This is a genomic window from Azospira sp. MPR-E4, assembly GCF_058809645.1.
The window spans coordinates 1-15,750 of the sequence record NZ_JBXAST010000073.1 but is presented as its reverse complement, the minus strand read 5'-3'; the positions used below and the strand labels follow the sequence as shown (position 1 = coordinate 15,750).

The 15,750-nt window shown below is 67.8% G+C and carries 19 protein-coding genes and 1 tRNA gene; 10 read left to right on the top strand and 10 right to left on the bottom strand.

What is annotated here, in order from left to right; translation table 11 throughout:
* Positions 1 to 218: 218 nt before the first annotated feature.
* Positions 219 to 662, bottom strand: coding sequence for a c-type cytochrome (locus AC1RTA_RS15330; RefSeq protein WP_205230591.1), 444 nt, complete (start codon positions 660 to 662; stop codon positions 219 to 221).
* 129 nt (positions 663 to 791) lie between these two features.
* Between AC1RTA_RS15330 and AC1RTA_RS15325 the strand changes: the two genes are divergently transcribed.
* Positions 792 to 868: transfer RNA gene (locus AC1RTA_RS15325), tRNA-Arg, on the top strand.
* A 99-nt stretch (positions 869 to 967) separates the two neighbouring features.
* Here the strand turns inward: AC1RTA_RS15325 and AC1RTA_RS15320 are convergent.
* Positions 968 to 1,288 carry a hypothetical protein gene (locus AC1RTA_RS15320; RefSeq protein ID WP_014236043.1) on the bottom strand — a complete coding sequence of 107 codons (321 nt, stop codon included), beginning with the start codon at positions 1,286 to 1,288 and terminating at the stop codon, positions 968 to 970.
* 156 nt (positions 1,289 to 1,444) lie between these two features.
* Between AC1RTA_RS15320 and AC1RTA_RS15315 the strand changes: the two genes are divergently transcribed.
* The 3 genes from AC1RTA_RS15315 (at position 1,445) to nifA (ending at position 6,311) form a co-directional block, all read left to right on the top strand.
* Complete coding sequence (locus tag AC1RTA_RS15315) at positions 1,445 to 2,524, top strand: HD domain-containing phosphohydrolase (RefSeq protein WP_492785221.1); 1,080 nt, start codon at positions 1,445 to 1,447, stop codon at positions 2,522 to 2,524.
* Between the two features lie 139 nt (positions 2,525 to 2,663).
* On the top strand, positions 2,664 to 4,484 hold the full coding sequence (locus AC1RTA_RS15310) for a GGDEF domain-containing protein (RefSeq protein WP_130459558.1): 1,821 nt from the start codon (positions 2,664 to 2,666) through the stop codon (positions 4,482 to 4,484).
* A 93-nt stretch (positions 4,485 to 4,577) separates the two neighbouring features.
* The gene (gene nifA / locus AC1RTA_RS15305; protein WP_492785220.1) at positions 4,578 to 6,311 is read left to right on the top strand and encodes a nif-specific transcriptional activator NifA; all 1,734 of its coding nucleotides are present in this window, start codon (positions 4,578 to 4,580) and stop codon (positions 6,309 to 6,311) included.
* Between the two features lie 152 nt (positions 6,312 to 6,463).
* Here nifA and AC1RTA_RS15300 read toward each other — a convergent pair whose 3' ends face one another.
* Entirely contained in the window at positions 6,464 to 6,892 is a 429-nt protein-coding gene (locus AC1RTA_RS15300) for an ArsC/Spx/MgsR family protein (RefSeq protein WP_492785219.1), read from the bottom strand.
* Positions 6,893 to 7,045: 153 nt separating this feature from the next.
* The gene (locus AC1RTA_RS15295; RefSeq protein WP_014236048.1) at positions 7,046 to 7,615 is read right to left on the bottom strand and encodes a hypothetical protein; all 570 of its coding nucleotides are present in this window, start codon (positions 7,613 to 7,615) and stop codon (positions 7,046 to 7,048) included.
* 333 nt (positions 7,616 to 7,948) lie between these two features.
* Between AC1RTA_RS15295 and nifB the strand changes: the two genes are divergently transcribed.
* From nifB to AC1RTA_RS15265, 6 genes are all read left to right on the top strand, one after another.
* Positions 7,949 to 9,472 carry a nitrogenase cofactor biosynthesis protein NifB gene (gene nifB / locus AC1RTA_RS15290; protein WP_287874558.1) on the top strand — a complete coding sequence of 508 codons (1,524 nt, stop codon included), beginning with the start codon at positions 7,949 to 7,951 and terminating at the stop codon, positions 9,470 to 9,472.
* Positions 9,473 to 9,516: 44 nt separating this feature from the next.
* A complete protein-coding gene (locus AC1RTA_RS15285) occupies positions 9,517 to 9,732 on the top strand; it encodes a 4Fe-4S binding protein (protein ID WP_014236050.1) in 216 nt (71 codons plus the stop codon).
* Positions 9,733 to 9,812: 80 nt separating this feature from the next.
* Complete coding sequence (locus AC1RTA_RS15280; RefSeq protein ID WP_014236051.1) at positions 9,813 to 10,229, top strand: HesB/IscA family protein; 417 nt, start codon at positions 9,813 to 9,815, stop codon at positions 10,227 to 10,229.
* Between the two features lie 10 nt (positions 10,230 to 10,239).
* Complete coding sequence (nifT, locus tag AC1RTA_RS15275; protein ID WP_014236052.1) at positions 10,240 to 10,734, top strand: putative nitrogen fixation protein NifT; 495 nt, start codon at positions 10,240 to 10,242, stop codon at positions 10,732 to 10,734.
* A 5-nt stretch (positions 10,735 to 10,739) separates the two neighbouring features.
* A complete protein-coding gene (locus AC1RTA_RS15270; protein ID WP_492785218.1) occupies positions 10,740 to 11,597 on the top strand; it encodes an SIR2 family NAD-dependent protein deacylase in 858 nt (285 codons plus the stop codon).
* Between the two features lie 5 nt (positions 11,598 to 11,602).
* Positions 11,603 to 12,022 (top strand): hypothetical protein, encoded by a 420-nt coding sequence (locus AC1RTA_RS15265; protein ID WP_492785217.1) that lies wholly within the window; start codon positions 11,603 to 11,605, stop codon positions 12,020 to 12,022.
* A 40-nt stretch (positions 12,023 to 12,062) separates the two neighbouring features.
* Here the strand turns inward: AC1RTA_RS15265 and AC1RTA_RS15260 are convergent, their stop codons facing one another.
* From AC1RTA_RS15260 to AC1RTA_RS15235, 6 genes are all read right to left on the bottom strand, one after another.
* The gene (locus AC1RTA_RS15260) at positions 12,063 to 12,278 is read right to left on the bottom strand and encodes a DUF3820 family protein (RefSeq protein WP_014236055.1); all 216 of its coding nucleotides are present in this window, start codon (positions 12,276 to 12,278) and stop codon (positions 12,063 to 12,065) included.
* The gene (locus tag AC1RTA_RS15255; RefSeq protein ID WP_492785216.1) at positions 12,275 to 12,754 is read right to left on the bottom strand and encodes a MaoC family dehydratase; all 480 of its coding nucleotides are present in this window, start codon (positions 12,752 to 12,754) and stop codon (positions 12,275 to 12,277) included. The genes AC1RTA_RS15260 and AC1RTA_RS15255 overlap by 4 nt, the downstream gene beginning before the upstream one ends.
* A gap of 113 nt (positions 12,755 to 12,867) precedes the next feature.
* Positions 12,868 to 13,260, bottom strand: coding sequence for a hypothetical protein (locus tag AC1RTA_RS15250; protein WP_492785215.1), 393 nt, complete (start codon positions 13,258 to 13,260; stop codon positions 12,868 to 12,870).
* An 18-nt stretch (positions 13,261 to 13,278) separates the two neighbouring features.
* Complete coding sequence (locus AC1RTA_RS15245) at positions 13,279 to 13,902, bottom strand: protein phosphatase CheZ (protein WP_492785214.1); 624 nt, start codon at positions 13,900 to 13,902, stop codon at positions 13,279 to 13,281.
* Between the two features lie 94 nt (positions 13,903 to 13,996).
* Positions 13,997 to 14,920, bottom strand: coding sequence for an ADP-ribosyl-[dinitrogen reductase] hydrolase (draG, locus tag AC1RTA_RS15240; protein ID WP_492785213.1), 924 nt, complete (start codon positions 14,918 to 14,920; stop codon positions 13,997 to 13,999).
* 13 nt (positions 14,921 to 14,933) lie between these two features.
* A partial coding sequence (locus tag AC1RTA_RS15235; protein ID WP_492785212.1) for an NAD(+)--dinitrogen-reductase ADP-D-ribosyltransferase occupies positions 14,934 to 15,750 on the bottom strand: 817 nt, incomplete at its 5' end.

Below are 15,750 nucleotides of genomic sequence, written 5' to 3'. Positions count from 1 at the left end.
AAGCACGGCCACAAGAAGGTGGAGAAGAAGGCCGAGCAGGCCGGCGAGAAGGCTGAAAAGGCCGAGGCCGCCAAGCCCGAAGCGAAGCCTGCCGAACCCGCCAAGAAGTAAGGTTTACGCGGCCAACCCGAAGGCCGCTGCAGCATGAAAAAAGGGCGCCGGATCGCAAGATCCGGCGCCCTTTTTTGCGGGACCGGAAAGCTCCGGTCCGCTGCGGCTTACTTGGACAGGCCGACCAGATAATCCACCACCTTCTTGAAGTCGTCGTCGCTCAGGCTGGAACCGCCCTTGGGAGGCATGGCGCCCTTGCCGCCGATGGCGTTCTTGTACAGGGTGTCCTTGCCCGCGGCGATGCGGGGAGCCCAGGCAGCCTTGTCGCCGGCCTTGGGAGCGCCGGCGGCGCCGGAAGCGTGACAGGCGGCGCAGACGCCGTTGTAGGTGGCCTTGGGATCGACGGGGCCGGCGGGAGCGGCGGCGCTGGCCACCTGCAGGGCCACCTTGGCCACGGGAGCGATGCGGGCATCGGCGTCTTCGGCGCTGGCGCCGCCGGCGGTGCCCTTGCCCAGCTTGGACAGGGGAACGAGGGCCACCATGAGGACGATCGCAATCGCGATCGACCAGTACATGATGGACTTGCTGGAGTGGTCTTGTTGGTCAGCCATGGGGAAAATTCCTTTTATTTCATGCCGGGGGGAGGGTGCGAGGGGCGAATTATATCCGCAAAGTCAGAGTGATCCCAAGGGCGGGCATGGACGCCCGGGGAAAAACCGGGTATTCTTGCCGTCCCTTTTGCGCCCGTAGCTCAGCTGGATAGAGTACTGCCCTCCGAAGGCAGGGGTCGTGCGTTCGAATCGCGCCGGGCGCGCCAAGTTTCAGAAAATGGACACCTCCGGGTGTCCATTTTCATTTCCGCCGTCCCTTTTCCCTTCCGTCCTGTTTCCGCTCCCGGCATTTCCCGTGGCCGGCCCTATTGCCCGTCCTCCAGGCCGCTGGCGGCGAGGAAGCGCTGCCGGGCGGCTTCCAGCTGGCCCTGGGCCTGGGGCGGCACCAGTTGGCGGCATTCGGCGTAGAAGCGGGACCAGGCCTGGCCCAGGGCGGCCCGGTCCGCCGCCGGCGCGGCAGCGGCAGGGGTGCCGGCAACGGCGCCGTCGGCGGCCTGCAGCACCATGTAGCGGGGCACCACCCGGGTTTCGCCGCCTTCGCCGCGGGCCATCATGGGGCCGGTCTTGACGTAGGTCTGGCCTTCCAGGACGAAACGTCCGCCGAGGGGAATGTCGTTGATCTTCATGGTCGTTCTCCGGGTGCTGCCGGGCAGGTTGGGGAGCCGGCCGGGCGGCCGGGCAACGGGCCGCATTCTAGTCCGCCGGGCGGCTACCGCAAGGGCTGGTTTGGCCGCATCAAAGGCGTATGATGAACTAAGCCATAAGTAATAGGCCAAGCCATCATGACACTCTGCGAACCCCTCCCGTCCCTGGAGGACCCCGTTGCCAGGCCGCCATTCGAGGAAGCCGGAGCCCGCTTCCGGCCCATCATGGACGCCATGACCGCCCATATCGCCCTGCTCGACGGGGCCGGCACCATCGTGGCGGTGAACGAGGCCTGGAAACGCTTCGCCGACAGCAACTGCGGCCGTTCCCCCGGCTACGGCCTGGGCCTCAACTACCTGCAGCTGCTCGACGGCATGCAGGGCTGCCAGCCCTGCGCCCGGTGCAGTGCCGAAGAGATGGAGCTGGCCCGCCGCATTGCCGGCGGCATCCGGGCCGTGCTCAAGGGGCGGTCGCCCAAGTTCCAGATCGAGTATCCCTGCCACTCGCCCACGGAGCGCCGCTGGTTCCTGCTCACCGTTTCCCCTTTCCCCGACGATGGCGGCCCGATCCGGGCCGTGGTGGCCCACGAGGATTTGACGCCCCTGCGCGCCGCCCAGGAAGCGGCCCTGCACCACAGTGCCCAGCTGGCGGCCTCCTTCAGCCGGACGGTGGATGCCATCGCCCTGGCCATCGAGAAGCGGGACGCCTACACCGCCGGCCACCAGAACCAGGTGGCGACCCTGTGCGAGGCCATCGCCCGCCGCCTGGAGCTTGATGAAGAGCAGCGCCAGGGGCTGCAGCTGGGCGCCCGCATCCACGACATCGGCAAGATCTCCGTCCCCCTCGACATTCTCGGCAAGCCGGGGAAGCTGTCGCCGCCGGAACTGGAAATCATCCGCTACCACCCCCAGGTGGGTTACGAAATCCTGTGCGGCATCGATTTTCCCTGGCCCATCGCCGACATGGTGCACCAGCACCACGAACGGGTGGACGGCAGCGGCTATCCCCAGGGGCTGGCGGGCGAGGAGATCTGCCTGGAAGCCCGCATCATCGCCGTGGCCGACGTCTTCGACGCCATCATTTCCCACCGCCCCTACCGGGCCGCCCGTTCCCGGGAAGAGGGGCTGCGGGAGCTTGCCCTGGGCCGCGGCAGCCGTTTCGATGCCCGGGTGGTGGATGCCCTGCTGGCCCACCTGGCGGAGGCGGAGGGCGCCTGACCAACGTGCTGCCATGACCCTCCCGCGCTGCGGCCGGCGTACAATGCCAAACGCCTAGAACCGGGAACAACCCGGCGGGATCAAGGGAGGTGGGATCGTGGTGGCAGGAGCGTACCCCGGCCGGGAGGTGCCCGGACATGTGCCCTGGTGGCAGCGCATTTCCGTGCGCATCGGCGTCGGCGCCATGCTGGTGCTGGTGGCGGCCCTGGTGGTGGTGGGTTGGCTGGTGACCCGGCAGGAGGAGCGCCTCTACGGCGAACAGCACACGGCCCACGCCCACAAGATTTCCAGCCTGGTGGCCGAGGGCCTGGTGCGGCGCATGCTGGCCGGCGGCGGCGCCGCCGCCTGGGACGGCGTCACCCGGGAAGCTTCCACCTACATCGAGACGGCCGGCGTCGGCCGCATTTCCGTGCTGGCCCGCAACGGCAGCGTCAAGGCCAGTACCGACCCCTCCCTGCGCGGCGGCAGCATCGAGGTGGCCGGCAACCCGGCCTGCCCCGGCTGCGACGGCATGGTGCCCGAACAGTTTCCCGTCACCCGGGCGGTGGTGGACGCGGCGGGCCAGCACTGGCTGCGGGTGGTCAGCGCCGTGCCGGCCCGTCCCGAATGCAAGGGCTGCCACCAGGACCCGGGGGAAAAGCTGCGGGGCCTGGTGCTGGTGGATTTCGACCTGACTCCCCTCAATCAGGCTGCCGCCGAGCGGCGCCGCGGCCTGCTGCTGATCGGCCTGGCCTGCGGCCTGGTGTCCCTGGTGCTGATCTACTGGCTGTTCCGCCGCTCCGTGCTGGAGCCGGTGGAGGTGCTGGTGGATACGGCCGGGCGCCTGGCCGGCGGCGACCTGCAGGCCCGGGCGCCGGTGGCCGAACGGGGCGAACTGGGCCATCTGGCGGCCCATTTCAACCACATGGTGGACCGCATCGAGGACCAGGTGGCCCGTCTTGAATCCTCCAACCTGGAGTCGGGCCTGTTGTACACCCTGGTGGTGGAGGTCTCCCGCAACATGGAAATGTCGGCGGTGGCCTCCACCGTGGTGCGGGTCCTGGAACAGAAGCTGGCGCCGGCCTTCGTCGCCTTCTTCGCCGAATCGGCCGACGGCACCTGGGTCTGCGCCAGTGACCGCAGCGAGGCCCTGTTCACCGGCGAAGGCGCCCTGGCGCCGGCCCTGCTGGGCCAGGAGCCCCTGGCCCGGGAGGCCCTGGACGGCTTTCCCCTGTCCATGGCCCAGGCGGCGGTGGCCAGCCTGGAACTGCAACTGGGCGTGGGCGGCGGCGCCCTGCATTTCGCCGTGCCCCTGGGCAGCGGCGGCCGCCTCTCCGGCCTCCTGGTGTGCAGCATGGAAGGGGCTTCCCGGGTCCAGGCCGACGAGGAACTGCTGGCCAACCTGGGCGGCCACCTGACCCTGGCGGTGGAAAATTCCCGCAACTACACCGGCGCCGTCACCGATCCCCTGACCCGCTGCCGCAACCGCCGCTACGGCCTGGCCCGGCTCGACGAGGCGGCCTACGCCTCGCGCCGCCACGAGATCGAACTGGCGGTGGCCATGCTCGACATCGACCACTTCAAGCGCATCAACGACAGCCACGGCCACCCGGCGGGGGACCAGGTGCTGCGGGAGACGGCGCGGCGCCTGATGGACACCATCCGCAAGGCCGACGTGCCGATCCGCTACGGCGGCGAGGAATTCCTGGTGATCCTGCCCCAGACCCGGGAGGAGGACCTGGCGGCCGTGGGCGAGCGCCTGCGGGCGGCTGTCGGCGCGGCGCCGGTGCGGGTGGTGCTGCCCGGCAACGTGGTGCTGGAGATTGCGGTCAGCGTCAGCGTCGGCCTGGCCAGCTACCGGGGCGAGGGGGACGAAGCCGATGCCCTCATCGCCCGGGCCGACCAGGCCCTTTACCGGGCCAAGGCGGGCGGCCGCAACCGGGTGGAGGTGGTGGGCGGCGACGACGGGGGCCAGGCGTGAATTAGGTCACGATCGTGGCATGGAACCTGCTCTGATTCAGGCACAAGAAAAAGAGTTCGCGGGGGAGGCAGAAGAACTCTTCAGGAGCTGGTTATGACGGCAACAAAACTGGATCGGGATGCTGACCTGGAACTGGTCACCATCTATGAGATCAGCAAGATTCTCACCTCCTCGCTGGACTTCCAGAAGTCGGTGCGGGAGGCGCTCAACGTCATGCTGACCCACCTCCACATGAGGCATGCCATGGTCAGCATGGTGCAGGGCGAAGGAAAACTGCACGTACTTGGTGCAGCCGGGGTGCCTTTTGCCGTCCAGGAAGACATCATCCTCGACAGCGAGAGCGGCATTGTCGGCCAGGTGCTCAAGCACGGCAGCCCCATGGTGGTGCCCGACATCACCGCCGACCCGGTCTTCATCAACCGTACCGGCCGGGACCTGTCCCAGTGCGCCGGGGTGGCCCTCATCGCCGTACCGGTGAAGATCGGCCGCGAGGTGGTGGGCGTGCTCAGCGTGGACCGGCCTCCCGGCGCCTCCAAGCCCGCCAGCTTCGACCGGGACGTGCGCCTGCTGTCCCTGGTGGCCAGCCTGGTGGGCCAGACCTTCAAGCTGCACCAGGCCATTGCCGCCGAGCGGGCCCAGCTGATGCTGGAGACCCACCGCCTGCAGAAGCAGTTGCAGGGCAAGTACGACGTGGAAAACGTCATCGGCCGCTCCAAGCGCATGAAGGAGGTGTTCGCCGACGTGCACCAGGCGGCACCGGGCAACTCCACCATCCTCCTGCGGGGCGAGTCGGGCACCGGCAAGGAGGCCATCGCCCACGCCATCCATTATCTGTCGCCCCGTTCCAAGGGTCCCTTCGTCAAGGTGAACTGTGCCGCCCTGCCGGAGACCCTGCTCGAATCCGAACTCTTCGGCCACGAGAAGGGCGCTTTCACCGGCGCCACCGCCGAGCGCAAGGGCCGCTTCGAGATGGCCGACGGCGGCACCCTGTTCCTGGACGAGATCGGCGACATTTCCTCCTCCTTCCAGGCCAAGCTGCTGCGCGTCCTGCAGGAGCACGAGTTCGAGCGGGTCGGCGGCAACAAGACCCACAAGGCCAACTTCCGCCTGGTGGCCGCCACCAACCGCAACCTGGAGGAAATGGTGCAGAAGGGCGACTTCCGCGCCGACCTCTATTTCCGCCTCAATGTGGTGGCCATCCTGCTGCCGCCCCTGCGGGAGCGCAAGGAGGACATCCCCCTGCTGGTGGACTTCTTCCTTTCCCGCTTCAACCGGGAGAACAACCGCAAGCTGACCATCACGCCCGGTGCGGTGGAGATCCTGCAGCACTGCAACTGGCCGGGCAACGTGCGGGAGCTGGAGAACTGCATCGAGCGGGCCGCCACCATGACCCGGGGCGCCCTCATCCGGGAGTCGGACATGCGCTGCCAGAAAGGCCAGTGCTTCTCCTCCGTGCTGCTCGAATCCTCCGCCTCCCGGGCCTGCCATCCGGTGATGGACATGCCGGGCACCCATCCCGGCGGCCACACCACCTTCCCGGCCCGGGAGCCGATCCAGCCCCAATCCCAGCCGGTTCACTTCCGCGACCCCATTCCGGTGGTGGCGGCGCCGGCCCGGCCGGCCATGCCTGCGGCGGCACCGCCCGACTACGGCGACGACGACCTGGCCGAAGGCAGCGACGCCTTCGTCTCGGAACGGGAACGGCTGATCGAGGCCATGGAACGTTGCGGCTGGGTCCAGGCCAAGGCGGCCCGCCTGCTCAACCTGACGCCGCGGCAGATCGGCTACGCCCTGAAGAAATTCAATATCGAGGTGAAGCGCCTGTAGCTTCCGGCGCACCTCGTCCATAGCGATCGGTGCGCCAGGTCGGCCGGGTGGTTCGCCACCCCGGGCCGGGTCCTTGGCGGAATTCGGGCGGGGCGCGGGGCAGGGCGCGGCTCATCCGGGAGATGCCCGGAGGGCCTTATGGGACGGTGATTCTAGACCGTGGGCGGCGGACAGGGCCGGTGCTCTTCGCCCTTGGGGCAGCCCTCGCTGACATCCTTATCCCCTGCGCCTTCCAGGCCGATCCATTGGGCGATGGCGGTCGTGTCGAAGCCCACCCGCCGTTCCTCGCCCACCTGCAACAGGGGGCGGCGGATCAGCAGGGGCTCGGCCAGCAGCAGGGCCAGGGCATCTTCCCGGCCCAGGGTTTCGGGCTGCACTTCACCATTCTTGAGGCGGGGAGCGGCCCGGTTGAACCACTCGCTCACCGGCAGGGGCTCGAGGAAGGCCAGCAAGGTGGCTGCCGTCCATGGCTCGCCCAGCAGGTCGCGCACCGTCAGGGTGTGGCCGGCGGTCTGGAGCAGGGCCCGCTGCCGGGCATTGCCGCCGCAGCCGGGCTTTTCGTAGAAGATGACGTGGGCCATGGCCGTTGCCGTCGGGAAGCGTCAAAAAGGGATACGCCACTCCCGGCCGGAAGGCCGGCCCTGGCTTGCACCCGTGGCTGGGAACGGCCGCCGGCGGGAGCGACGTAAGCAAAAGGTCCGCGCCCCGGGGGCAGGGTGCGGACCGAGGAGAGATCAGACGGGGCGGTTCTCGGCCACCTTCACCGGACCCATTTCGGCCAGGGCCTGGGCGTAGGGGATCACCGGCAGCTTGCCGTTGTACTTGGCCGCCGCATCCACCACCGCGTCCACCTTGGCTTCGGCGGAGGCCTTCTTCAGGTCGCTGCGTTCCAGGTAGAGCAGGTCCAGCAGCTCATTCCACACCGTGGCTTCGTCCAGGGGATACACGTTCCAGCTGACACCGCCCACTTCCACGGCGTACTTCTTGGAGAAGTCCACGTTGCCGGCGAAGAGGAAGTACTTCCCGGCGGGCACCAGGGAATCGCCCATCATGGCGACGATATGGTCCAGGTGGGCGAGGGAGTCCACGTGGGCGGCGAAGAACACCAGCTGTTCGCCTTCGGCGGCCAGGATCACCTGGTCGGCCTTGGTGATGGGGGGACGGGCTTCGCCGGCGACGCTTTCCGGGAATTCCAGGCCCAGTTCGCCGCGGAAGCCGAAGCGCCCGGCCTTGCCCGTGGGGCCGCTGATGAGGGGGGAGAGCAGTTTGCCGGAGAGTTTGGAGAGTACGGCGTTTTGGGTCATGGCAGCCTCAAGGGATAAGTAGGTTGGATTGAATGACGTCACCACCAGTGCGAGAACTGTGCCAGTGCCGGTCATGCCTTGGAGATGCCCTATCCACGCGGGTTTCGGCGGCACAGCGAGGGGCGCTCGGCGTCCCGGGCCATTGTCGGCTTCGATACAGGGGCGTCGTGTCCGCGACAAAGGGCAAAAGCCGACACCGGTTGCCCAAGTGATTGTTTACTCGCAATAAAAATTGAAATTCCGGACCTGGCACATGGGTTGCTCTAGGGGTGTTGCAGGGCCTGCAGTCAAGGGCCCCGAGACAACGAGCCCCAACCCCGACAGGAGCGGACCATGCAGAACCCGAGCGCCCAAACTGGCATGAGCGGCATGAGTGGAACGGCGGCAGGAGCCCCGGCTTCCCGCCGCATCATCCCCATCGCTTCCGCCCACAGCGGCGCCGCGTCCGCCGGTGGCTGCAGCTCCTCCAGCTGCGGCTCCGGCGAAGGTCCGGCCGACATGCCCGCCCACATCTGGGAGAAGGTGAAGGACCACCCCTGCTACAGCAGCGAGGCCCACCACCACTTCGCCCGCATGCACGTGGCGGTGGCCCCGGCCTGCAACATCCAGTGCAACTACTGCAACCGCAAGTACGACTGTGCCAACGAATCCCGCCCCGGCGTGGTGAGCGAGAAGCTGACCCCGGAAATGGCGGGCAAGAAGGTGCTGGCGGTGGCCGCCGAGATTCCCCAGCTTTCCGTGGTCGGCATCGCCGGCCCGGGCGACGCTCTGGCCAATCCGGCCAAGACCTTCAAGACCTTCGAGCTGATCCAGCAGAGCGCGCCGGACATCAAGCTCTGTCTCTCCACCAACGGCCTGGCCCTGCCGGACCACGTGGAGACCATCAAGAAATTCAACGTGGACCACGTCACCATCACCATCAACATGGTGGACCCGGAAGTGGGCCAGCACATCTACCCCTGGATCTTCCACAACCACAAGCGCTACCACGGCCTGGAAGCGGCGAAGATCCTGCACGAGCGGCAGATGCTGGGCCTGGAGATGCTCACCGCCGCCGGCATCCTGGTGAAGGTGAACTCGGTGCTGATCCCGGGCATCAACGACCATCACCTGAAGGAAGTGAACAAGGTGGTGAAGGCCAAGGGCGCCTTCCTGCACAACATCATGCCGCTCATTTCCGACCCGGCCCACGGCACCCACTTCGGCCTCACCGGCCAGCGCGGCCCCACCGCCGCCGAACTGAAGGCCCTGCAGGACGAGTGCGAGGGCGACATGAAGCTGATGCGCCACTGCCGCCAGTGCCGCGCCGACGCCGTCGGCATGCTGGGGGAGGACCGCAGCCAGGAATTCACCAGCGACAAGCTGGACGCCATCGGTACCACCTACGACCCCACCGCCCGCCAGGCCTACCGGGACTTCGTCGAAAAGGAGCGGGCCGATCAGCGTGCCGCCGAAGCGGAGAAGAAGGCCGGCCTGGCCGGCGCTTCGGAGAAGGCCCTGGTGGCCGTGGCCACCAAGGGCGGCGGCCGCATCAACCAGCACTTCGGCCACGCCAGCGAGTTCCAGGTGTACGAAGTCTCCGCTGCCGGCGCCAAGTTTGTCGGCCATCGCAAGGTGGAGCACTACTGCGCCGGCGGCTACGAGGAAGAGGAGGCCATGCCCTCCATCCTCGACGCCCTCCAGGACTGCGCCGCCGTGCTGGTGGCCAAGATCGGCCACTGCCCCATGAAGGAACTGCAGGCCGCGGGCATCGAGCCGGTGCAGGACTACGCCCACGAATACATCGAAGCCTCGGCCCTGGCCTGGTTCCAGCAGCGTCTGGAGCGGCGCCAGGGCGCCACCAGCCTGGTCGCCTGAGGCCATCCAACCCATCCGTCACCCCCTAAGACAAGGAGCCCATCATGGCCTACAAGATCAACGCCTCCGCCTGTACCGCCTGCGGTGCCTGCGAACAGGAATGTCCCAACGACGCCATCTACGAGAAGAACGGCCTCTTCGCCATCAAGGCCGACGGCTGCACCGAGTGCATCGGTCATTACGACGATCCCCAGTGCATCGCCGCCTGCCCGGCCGACTGCATCGTCGTGGACAAGAGCGTGCCGCGCTACCAGGCGTGAAGACAGCCACAGAGGACATCCCCTTGGGGGACGCCCTCTGTGGCTAAACAAAGAAATCCCCCACCTCCGGAGGTAAGGATATGTGCGTCAACATCACCCCCCGCGCCGCCAAGTACATGCGCCAGATGGTGCGTTTCGGCGAAGGCTCGGCGTCCGCCGGTTTCCGCCTCTCGGTCAAGCCCGGCGGCTGTTCCGGCTTCGATTCCAGCTTCACCGTGGCCGAGACGCCGACGCCCGGCGACACGGTGATCGAGCAGAACGGGGCCCTCCTGTTCCTCACCGCCGAGAGCTGCAGCCTGCTGCACGGCTACACCATCGACTTCAAGGAAAGCCCCTCTTCCTCCGGCCTCTCCTTCACCAACCCCAACGGCCCCCACGTCTGCGGCTGCGGGGCCGGTGACGGTGCCGCCGCGGGCGGCGTCGGCGTGGTCACCTTCATGAAGCGGGACCAGGCGCCCCAGGGTGCCATGGCTGGCTGCTCCAGCCACAAGGGCTGAGGCCGGGATCATGTCGGCCCGGGACAGCGATGTGGTGGAACTGGATGGCCCGCCCCAGTTCCATTTCGGCGAGAAGGTCGTCGCCCGGAAGTATGTGAAGAACGACGGCACCTATCCCCTCAGGGAAATCGGCGAGGTGCTGGTGCACAAGGGGGACGTGGGCTACGTCACCAGTATCGGCACCTTTCTGCAGCAGTTTTACATCTACGGCGTGGACTTCGTGGACCGGGGCTGCCTGGTCGGCATGAAGGGACGCGAAATCGAATCTTTAGACCAAGTGGGAGAGGGCAACATGAAAATCACCTTGCGCAAGGACAAGAACGGCAACCTGTCGGTCTACGTCCCCAAGAAGGACCTGGAGCAGGACGTGGTGTTCACCGAGAAGGCCACCCTGTGGGGCGGCCAGATCACCCTGGGCAACGGCTGGAAGCTGCAGCTGCCGGAGATGGCGGTGGACACCCCCATGCCCATCACCATCGAAGCCGCCAAGCTGAGCGAGGAGTGAAGACCATGGGCGCCGACAGCACCGACGGTCTGCTCGCCACCGTTGCCGACGGTCTTGGCAGCGGCGCCCTGATTCCCTACCTGGGGGCCGAGGCGGTGCTGCTGGCACCGGCCAACGCCGCCCTGCCCCTGGCGCCGGAGGCTCTCGCCGCCTTCCTTTCCAAGCGGGCCACGGTGCCTTCGCGCATCCGCCGCAACCCCACGGCCACGGCCCAGTACATCGAGAATTTCCGCCATCGCAAGACCCTGCGCAAGCTGATGCTGGAGGCCTTCGCCACCCCGGCCGAAGTGCCCGCCTTCTACCGCCTGCTGGCCCGCCTGGCGCCGCCCCTGGTGGTGGACACGGGCTACGACACGGCGCTGGCCGGTGCCTTCGCCGGCAACAGTGATTGGGCCCAGATCCAGGGTGTCAGCCGGGCCGAGGTGCGGGAAGGCTGGTATCTCTGCTACGACGCCGCCGGCGCCCCCCTGCCCGAGGCCGGGGCGGCGGCCTGCCGTACCCTGGTGTACAAGCCCCTGGGCGGGGTGCAGCCGGCGGGCAACTTCATCATCTCCGATTCCGACTTCGTCGAAGTGCTGACGGAGATCGACATCCAGACCCCCATCCCCGAGGCGGTGAAAAGCCGCCGCACCAGCCGGGGTTTCGTCTTCTTCGGCAGCCGCTTCCGCGATCAGCTGACCCGCACCTATGCGCGCCAGGTGATGAAGCGCTCCGCCGGCCCCCACTTCGCCGTGCTGCCGGCGGCGGAGCTGACCCGCAACGAACTGCGCTTCATCGCCGAGCAGGGCATCACGGTCATCGACCGGTCCCTGGCCGAAGTGGCGGTGGCCCTTGAGGCCGCCCTGGACTGCGCGGTGGCCTGAGCCCCATGCTGCTGGTGCGCTACCGCCTCGGCGGCCGGCCCTCCCTGTGCGGCCTGACCCTGGCGGCGCCGCCGGAGGGGGAGGGCATCCTGGCCATCCTGCACGAGCTGCCGGAGAACCCGGGCGTCTCCATCTCCGTCGCCATCGACCGGGTCATCGCCGCCGCCCTGACCCAGCATCCGGCCCTCCTGGCCGCCGCCCCCTTCCATCGAATCCGCTGGATCGAGCGCTACTACGGCATCGAGGACGGCATCCCGGAAATGCTGGCGGAGACCGTGGCCGACATCAGCCCCGGCGCCGACGGCTGGCAGGTGCGGCCGAAGGACTGCCTGCCCGTGGGCAGCCAGCTGCTGCGCCACATCCGGCGCGAACTGGCGCGCCTGGGCGACGACGCCGAGACGGCGGGCTGCTTCAACATCCATTGAAAAGAAAAGGGCCCCGCCGGGGCCCTGTGTTCTGGCGCCGCTAGCGCCCCTGGCGCAGGGGCTGGAGCAGATGGGAGAGGCCGTTGTGGTCGATCTCCTGCATCAGGGCCAGCAGCCGGCCGATCTCGCCGGGGGGAAAGCCCTCCCGGGCGAACCAGTTGAGGTAGTTGCCCGGCAGGTCGGCGATGAGCGTGCCCTTGTGCTTGCCGAAGGGCATCTCCCGGGTCACCAGCAGTTGCAGGTCCTCCGGCTTCACGCGTCGGCCCGCTTGAGCAGGTGCATGACGATGAAGCTCAGCACCGCCTCGCCGCGCTGGTTGGCCGCCACGTACCTGAGGCGGGCGATGCCCCGGTCCGGCTTGGAGGAAGAGGGCTTCACCTCCAGCACCTCGATTTCCGTATGCAGGGTATCGCCGGGCCGCACCGGCGCCAGCCAGCGCAGCTCGTCGATGCCCGGGGAGCCGATGCTCGAGCGGCTGAAAATGCCACTCTGGATGAACAGGCGGAAAGCCAGGGCCAGGCTCTGGAAACCGCTGGCGATGAGCCCGCCGTAGGGCGATTCCGCGGCGGCGTTCACATCCAGATGGAAGGGCTGGGGATCGTAGCGCCAGGCGAAGTCGATGATCTCCGCTTCGGTGAGGGTAACGCCCGGCGTGGTGAAACGCTGGCCGGGGGCTAGGTCGTCGAGAAAGAGGGGCGACATGGACGGAGCGGACGGGATGGGGAAGGGCAAAGATACAAAAATTCCTCGCTTTTGTCCTTCATGAAGCACTTGCACGGCTGTCCTGGTGCGTGCGTCCGGACAGGGGGGCGATGAATTTGCCGGTGCTTCCTTGTTGTCGACGTTCAATAGTTGCCGGCCGACTTGCGGGCGTTTTCCGCCACCTGGCGTTTCATGCTTTCCGTGTCGCCCCGCAGGATGGCGTCCTTGTGCTGTTCCAGGGCGTTGGCCCGGTCTTCCAGCACCTGGCGCCGGGCGGCCTGGAGGTCTTTCTGGGCTTCGCTATCGCCGGGCACCACCCCTTCCATCTGTCCGACCTTCTCCGCCTGCTGCCGCAGGGCGCCGGCCACTTCGTGGCGCTCCTTGTCGCTGGAGAGTTCCCGGGAGCTGTCCATGAAGCTGGCCCAGTAATCCTTGCCCATGCCCCACAGATCCCGCGGCGTGATGCCGACCAGGTAGAGGCCGGCGAGGACGGCGATCAGGATGAGGCTGCGGCGCAGCAGGGGGGAGGCGGGCATGGCGGCGGCTTCCCCGTTCTAGAACCCCAGGCTTTCGAGGAAGTTGTCCACTTCCGACTGGGAGCCGAAGGCCTGTTTCTGGTTCTTGTCCGAATCCATGGCCGGGCCGTTGAGGAGGCCGTCCTTGGACTGCTTGCCTTCGCCGGGGGCGGTGCGGGCGAGCAGGGTGAGGAGCTGGCTTTCCATGTCCTGGGCCAGGTCCACGATTTTCTTGATGACCTGGCCGGTGAGGTCCTGGAATTCCTGGGCCAGGATGATTTCGGTGAGCTGGGCCTTGTTGGCGGCGGCCTCGGCGTCGCTCTGCTGCAGGTAGGCCCGGGTGCGGGCCAGGGTTTCCTGGTAGTCCCGGGAATCCTTCCGCTTGTCGGCCACCCGCTCCCAGTCGGCGAGGAGCTGGCGGGCGCCTTCCTGGGCCCGGTCCTGGGTGGGACTGATGCTGTCCACGGCGTTGAGCACGCGGGAGACAGCCTGTTCGGTCATGGAGAGCACGTAGTTGAGCCGTTCCCGGGCGTCGGGAATGGCGTCCACGGTGCGTTCCAGGGCCTTGTCGTGGCCCAGGGCCTGCAGGGTTTCGTGCAGGTCCCGGGTCATCTTGCCGATTTGTTCGAATACCTGGTGCTGATCGCTGGAGCCGGTGGTCATGGGAAATGCCCTTGGGGGTTGCGCCGTAAGAGACGTAACCATAGCGCATATGGCGCCGGCTGCCGACCCCCGGGAGGGGGGGCCGGGGAATGGCTCAGGGGGCGGCGCGGCGCTGGGACAGGGCCAGCAGGCCCGCCGCCTGGGCTTCCACGGCCATGCGGGCGTGCCGGTCCAGGCGCCGCAGCCAGCGGAAGGGAATGGCGGCCTCGCCGTAGTGGGCGCCGGCGAGCATGGCGGCCAGGGCGCCGTTGGTGTCCGCGTCGCCTCCCAGGTTCACCGTCTTCACCAGGCAGGCTTCGAAGCTGTCGGTGCTGAAGAAGGCGTGGCAGATGGTTTGCAGGGTGTCCACCACATAGCCGGTGGCCCGCTTGGGGTAGGGATCGAAACGGAAGTTGCGATGGCCGGCCACCAGGGCATCGGCCAGCTGCCGCGCCCGCTCTTTGCCTTCGCCCCGCAGCAGGGCCCGGGTCATGCAGCCCAGGGTCAGGGTGGCCACATCGGAGAGGGGATGGTTGTGGGTCAGGTGGGCCTGTTCCAGGCTCCAGCGGGCAAAGGCGTCGTCGTCCCCCAGGGTGGCGATGACCACCGGCAGGTTGCGCATGACGGCGCCGTTGCCGGCGTCGCCGTCGCTGTAGGGGGATTCCAGTGTGCCCTTGTGCATGTAGCGGACGATGCCGCGGCGGCAGGTGTTGCCCACGTCGATGGGCTTGGTTTTCAGCCAGGCGAGGAAGTGTTCGGCGACGCAGGTGAGGTTCCATTCCGGGTGTTCCAGGATGGCGTCGCCCAGGGCCAGGCTCATCTGGGTGTCGTCGGTGATCTGGCCGGGCTTCAGGCGCAGCCAGCCGCCGCCGGTGATGTGTTCGTGCACGCCGTACTGGGCGGCGATTTCGCCGGGGGTGAGGAACTCCACCGTGGCGCCGAGGGCGTCGCCGATGGCAAAGCCCAGGTAGGCGGCCCGCACCCGGTCGAGCAGGGAGCCGGACGGGGCGGGGGGATGGCGGGGCTGGGTGAGGAACACGGCGCAGGCTCCTTCAGTAGTAGCTCATCTGCACCCGGTAATCGCCGCCGATCACCAGGTATTCGCCTTCGCCCTTGAGCACGGGGCCGGGCAGGAGGCCGTTGAAGAAGAGGATCTTCACCAGGGGCACCTGCACTTCCAGGATGGTGTCGCCGAACTGGTCGGCTACCTCCCGGTCGTCGGTGAAGGAGATCAGGTTGTTCTGCCGCACGATGGCTTCCCGCCGCGACAGGGTGCTGACCACGTGGTGTTCGGAGAGGTCGTTCACGCCCCGGTAGAGGGTCAGGTGGCGGCGGCTGGGAAAGATGTAGCGGGCCAGCATCCACTGGCAGTACTCGTAGAGCAGGTCCAGCTGCAGCTGGATGGAGTTGTTGTGGAAGCGGGCGCACATCTTCTCTTCCACATAGGTCATCCAGGCCCGGGAGGGATAGCGGCCCAGGGGCTCCTTGTGGAAGGTGGGCAGGAGGCCGAAGCGGCTTTCCACCCAGCCCTTGAGCACCGCCCCTTCCGGGTTGTTGGCATCGAAACCCCAGCCCTGCAGCAGGCGCCGGTAGCTGGAGCGGAAGAGGCGGGGGCCGGGGCGCGCTGTGCCGTCGTCCCGGGGCCGTCGCTCCGGCCCCTCGTTCACCCCGAACACGGCCGCCATGTATTTCTGGAAGGCGTCCATGGCCTCCTCGGCGCAGGTGGAATCTTCCAGCATGCGGAAGAGGGCCGGGCTGGTTTCCCGCACGCCGCTGATGTGCAGGCGCAGGGGGTGCTCGTTGAAGGCGGGGCTGGCCAGGAGGCCCGAGGGCACGCCCACCAGGTTGGTGCTGTGGCCGGGGGGCGGC

What these genes read in the sequence shown, in the direction of transcription:
- AC1RTA_RS15330 (WP_205230591.1), bottom strand. Translation starts at nt 662, where the DNA reads ATGGCTGACCAACAAGACCACTCCAGCAAGTCCATCATGTACTGGTCG.
- AC1RTA_RS15320 (WP_014236043.1), bottom strand. Translation starts at nt 1,288, where the DNA reads ATGAAGATCAACGACATTCCCCTCGGCGGACGTTTCGTCCTGGAAGGC.
- AC1RTA_RS15315 (WP_492785221.1), top strand. Translation starts at nt 1,445, where the DNA reads ATGACACTCTGCGAACCCCTCCCGTCCCTGGAGGACCCCGTTGCCAGG.
- nifA (WP_492785220.1), top strand. Translation starts at nt 4,578, where the DNA reads ATGACGGCAACAAAACTGGATCGGGATGCTGACCTGGAACTGGTCACC.
- AC1RTA_RS15300 (WP_492785219.1), bottom strand. Translation starts at nt 6,892, where the DNA reads ATGGCCCACGTCATCTTCTACGAAAAGCCCGGCTGCGGCGGCAATGCC.
- AC1RTA_RS15295 (WP_014236048.1), bottom strand. Translation starts at nt 7,615, where the DNA reads ATGACCCAAAACGCCGTACTCTCCAAACTCTCCGGCAAACTGCTCTCC.
- nifB (WP_287874558.1), top strand. Translation starts at nt 7,949, where the DNA reads ATGCAGAACCCGAGCGCCCAAACTGGCATGAGCGGCATGAGTGGAACG.
- AC1RTA_RS15285 (WP_014236050.1), top strand. Translation starts at nt 9,517, where the DNA reads ATGGCCTACAAGATCAACGCCTCCGCCTGTACCGCCTGCGGTGCCTGC.
- AC1RTA_RS15280 (WP_014236051.1), top strand. Translation starts at nt 9,813, where the DNA reads ATGTGCGTCAACATCACCCCCCGCGCCGCCAAGTACATGCGCCAGATG.
- nifT (WP_014236052.1), top strand. Translation starts at nt 10,240, where the DNA reads ATGTCGGCCCGGGACAGCGATGTGGTGGAACTGGATGGCCCGCCCCAG.
- AC1RTA_RS15270 (WP_492785218.1), top strand. Translation starts at nt 10,740, where the DNA reads ATGGGCGCCGACAGCACCGACGGTCTGCTCGCCACCGTTGCCGACGGT.
- AC1RTA_RS15265 (WP_492785217.1), top strand. Translation starts at nt 11,603, where the DNA reads ATGCTGCTGGTGCGCTACCGCCTCGGCGGCCGGCCCTCCCTGTGCGGC.
- AC1RTA_RS15250 (WP_492785215.1), bottom strand. Translation starts at nt 13,260, where the DNA reads ATGCCCGCCTCCCCCCTGCTGCGCCGCAGCCTCATCCTGATCGCCGTC.
- AC1RTA_RS15245 (WP_492785214.1), bottom strand. Translation starts at nt 13,902, where the DNA reads ATGACCACCGGCTCCAGCGATCAGCACCAGGTATTCGAACAAATCGGC.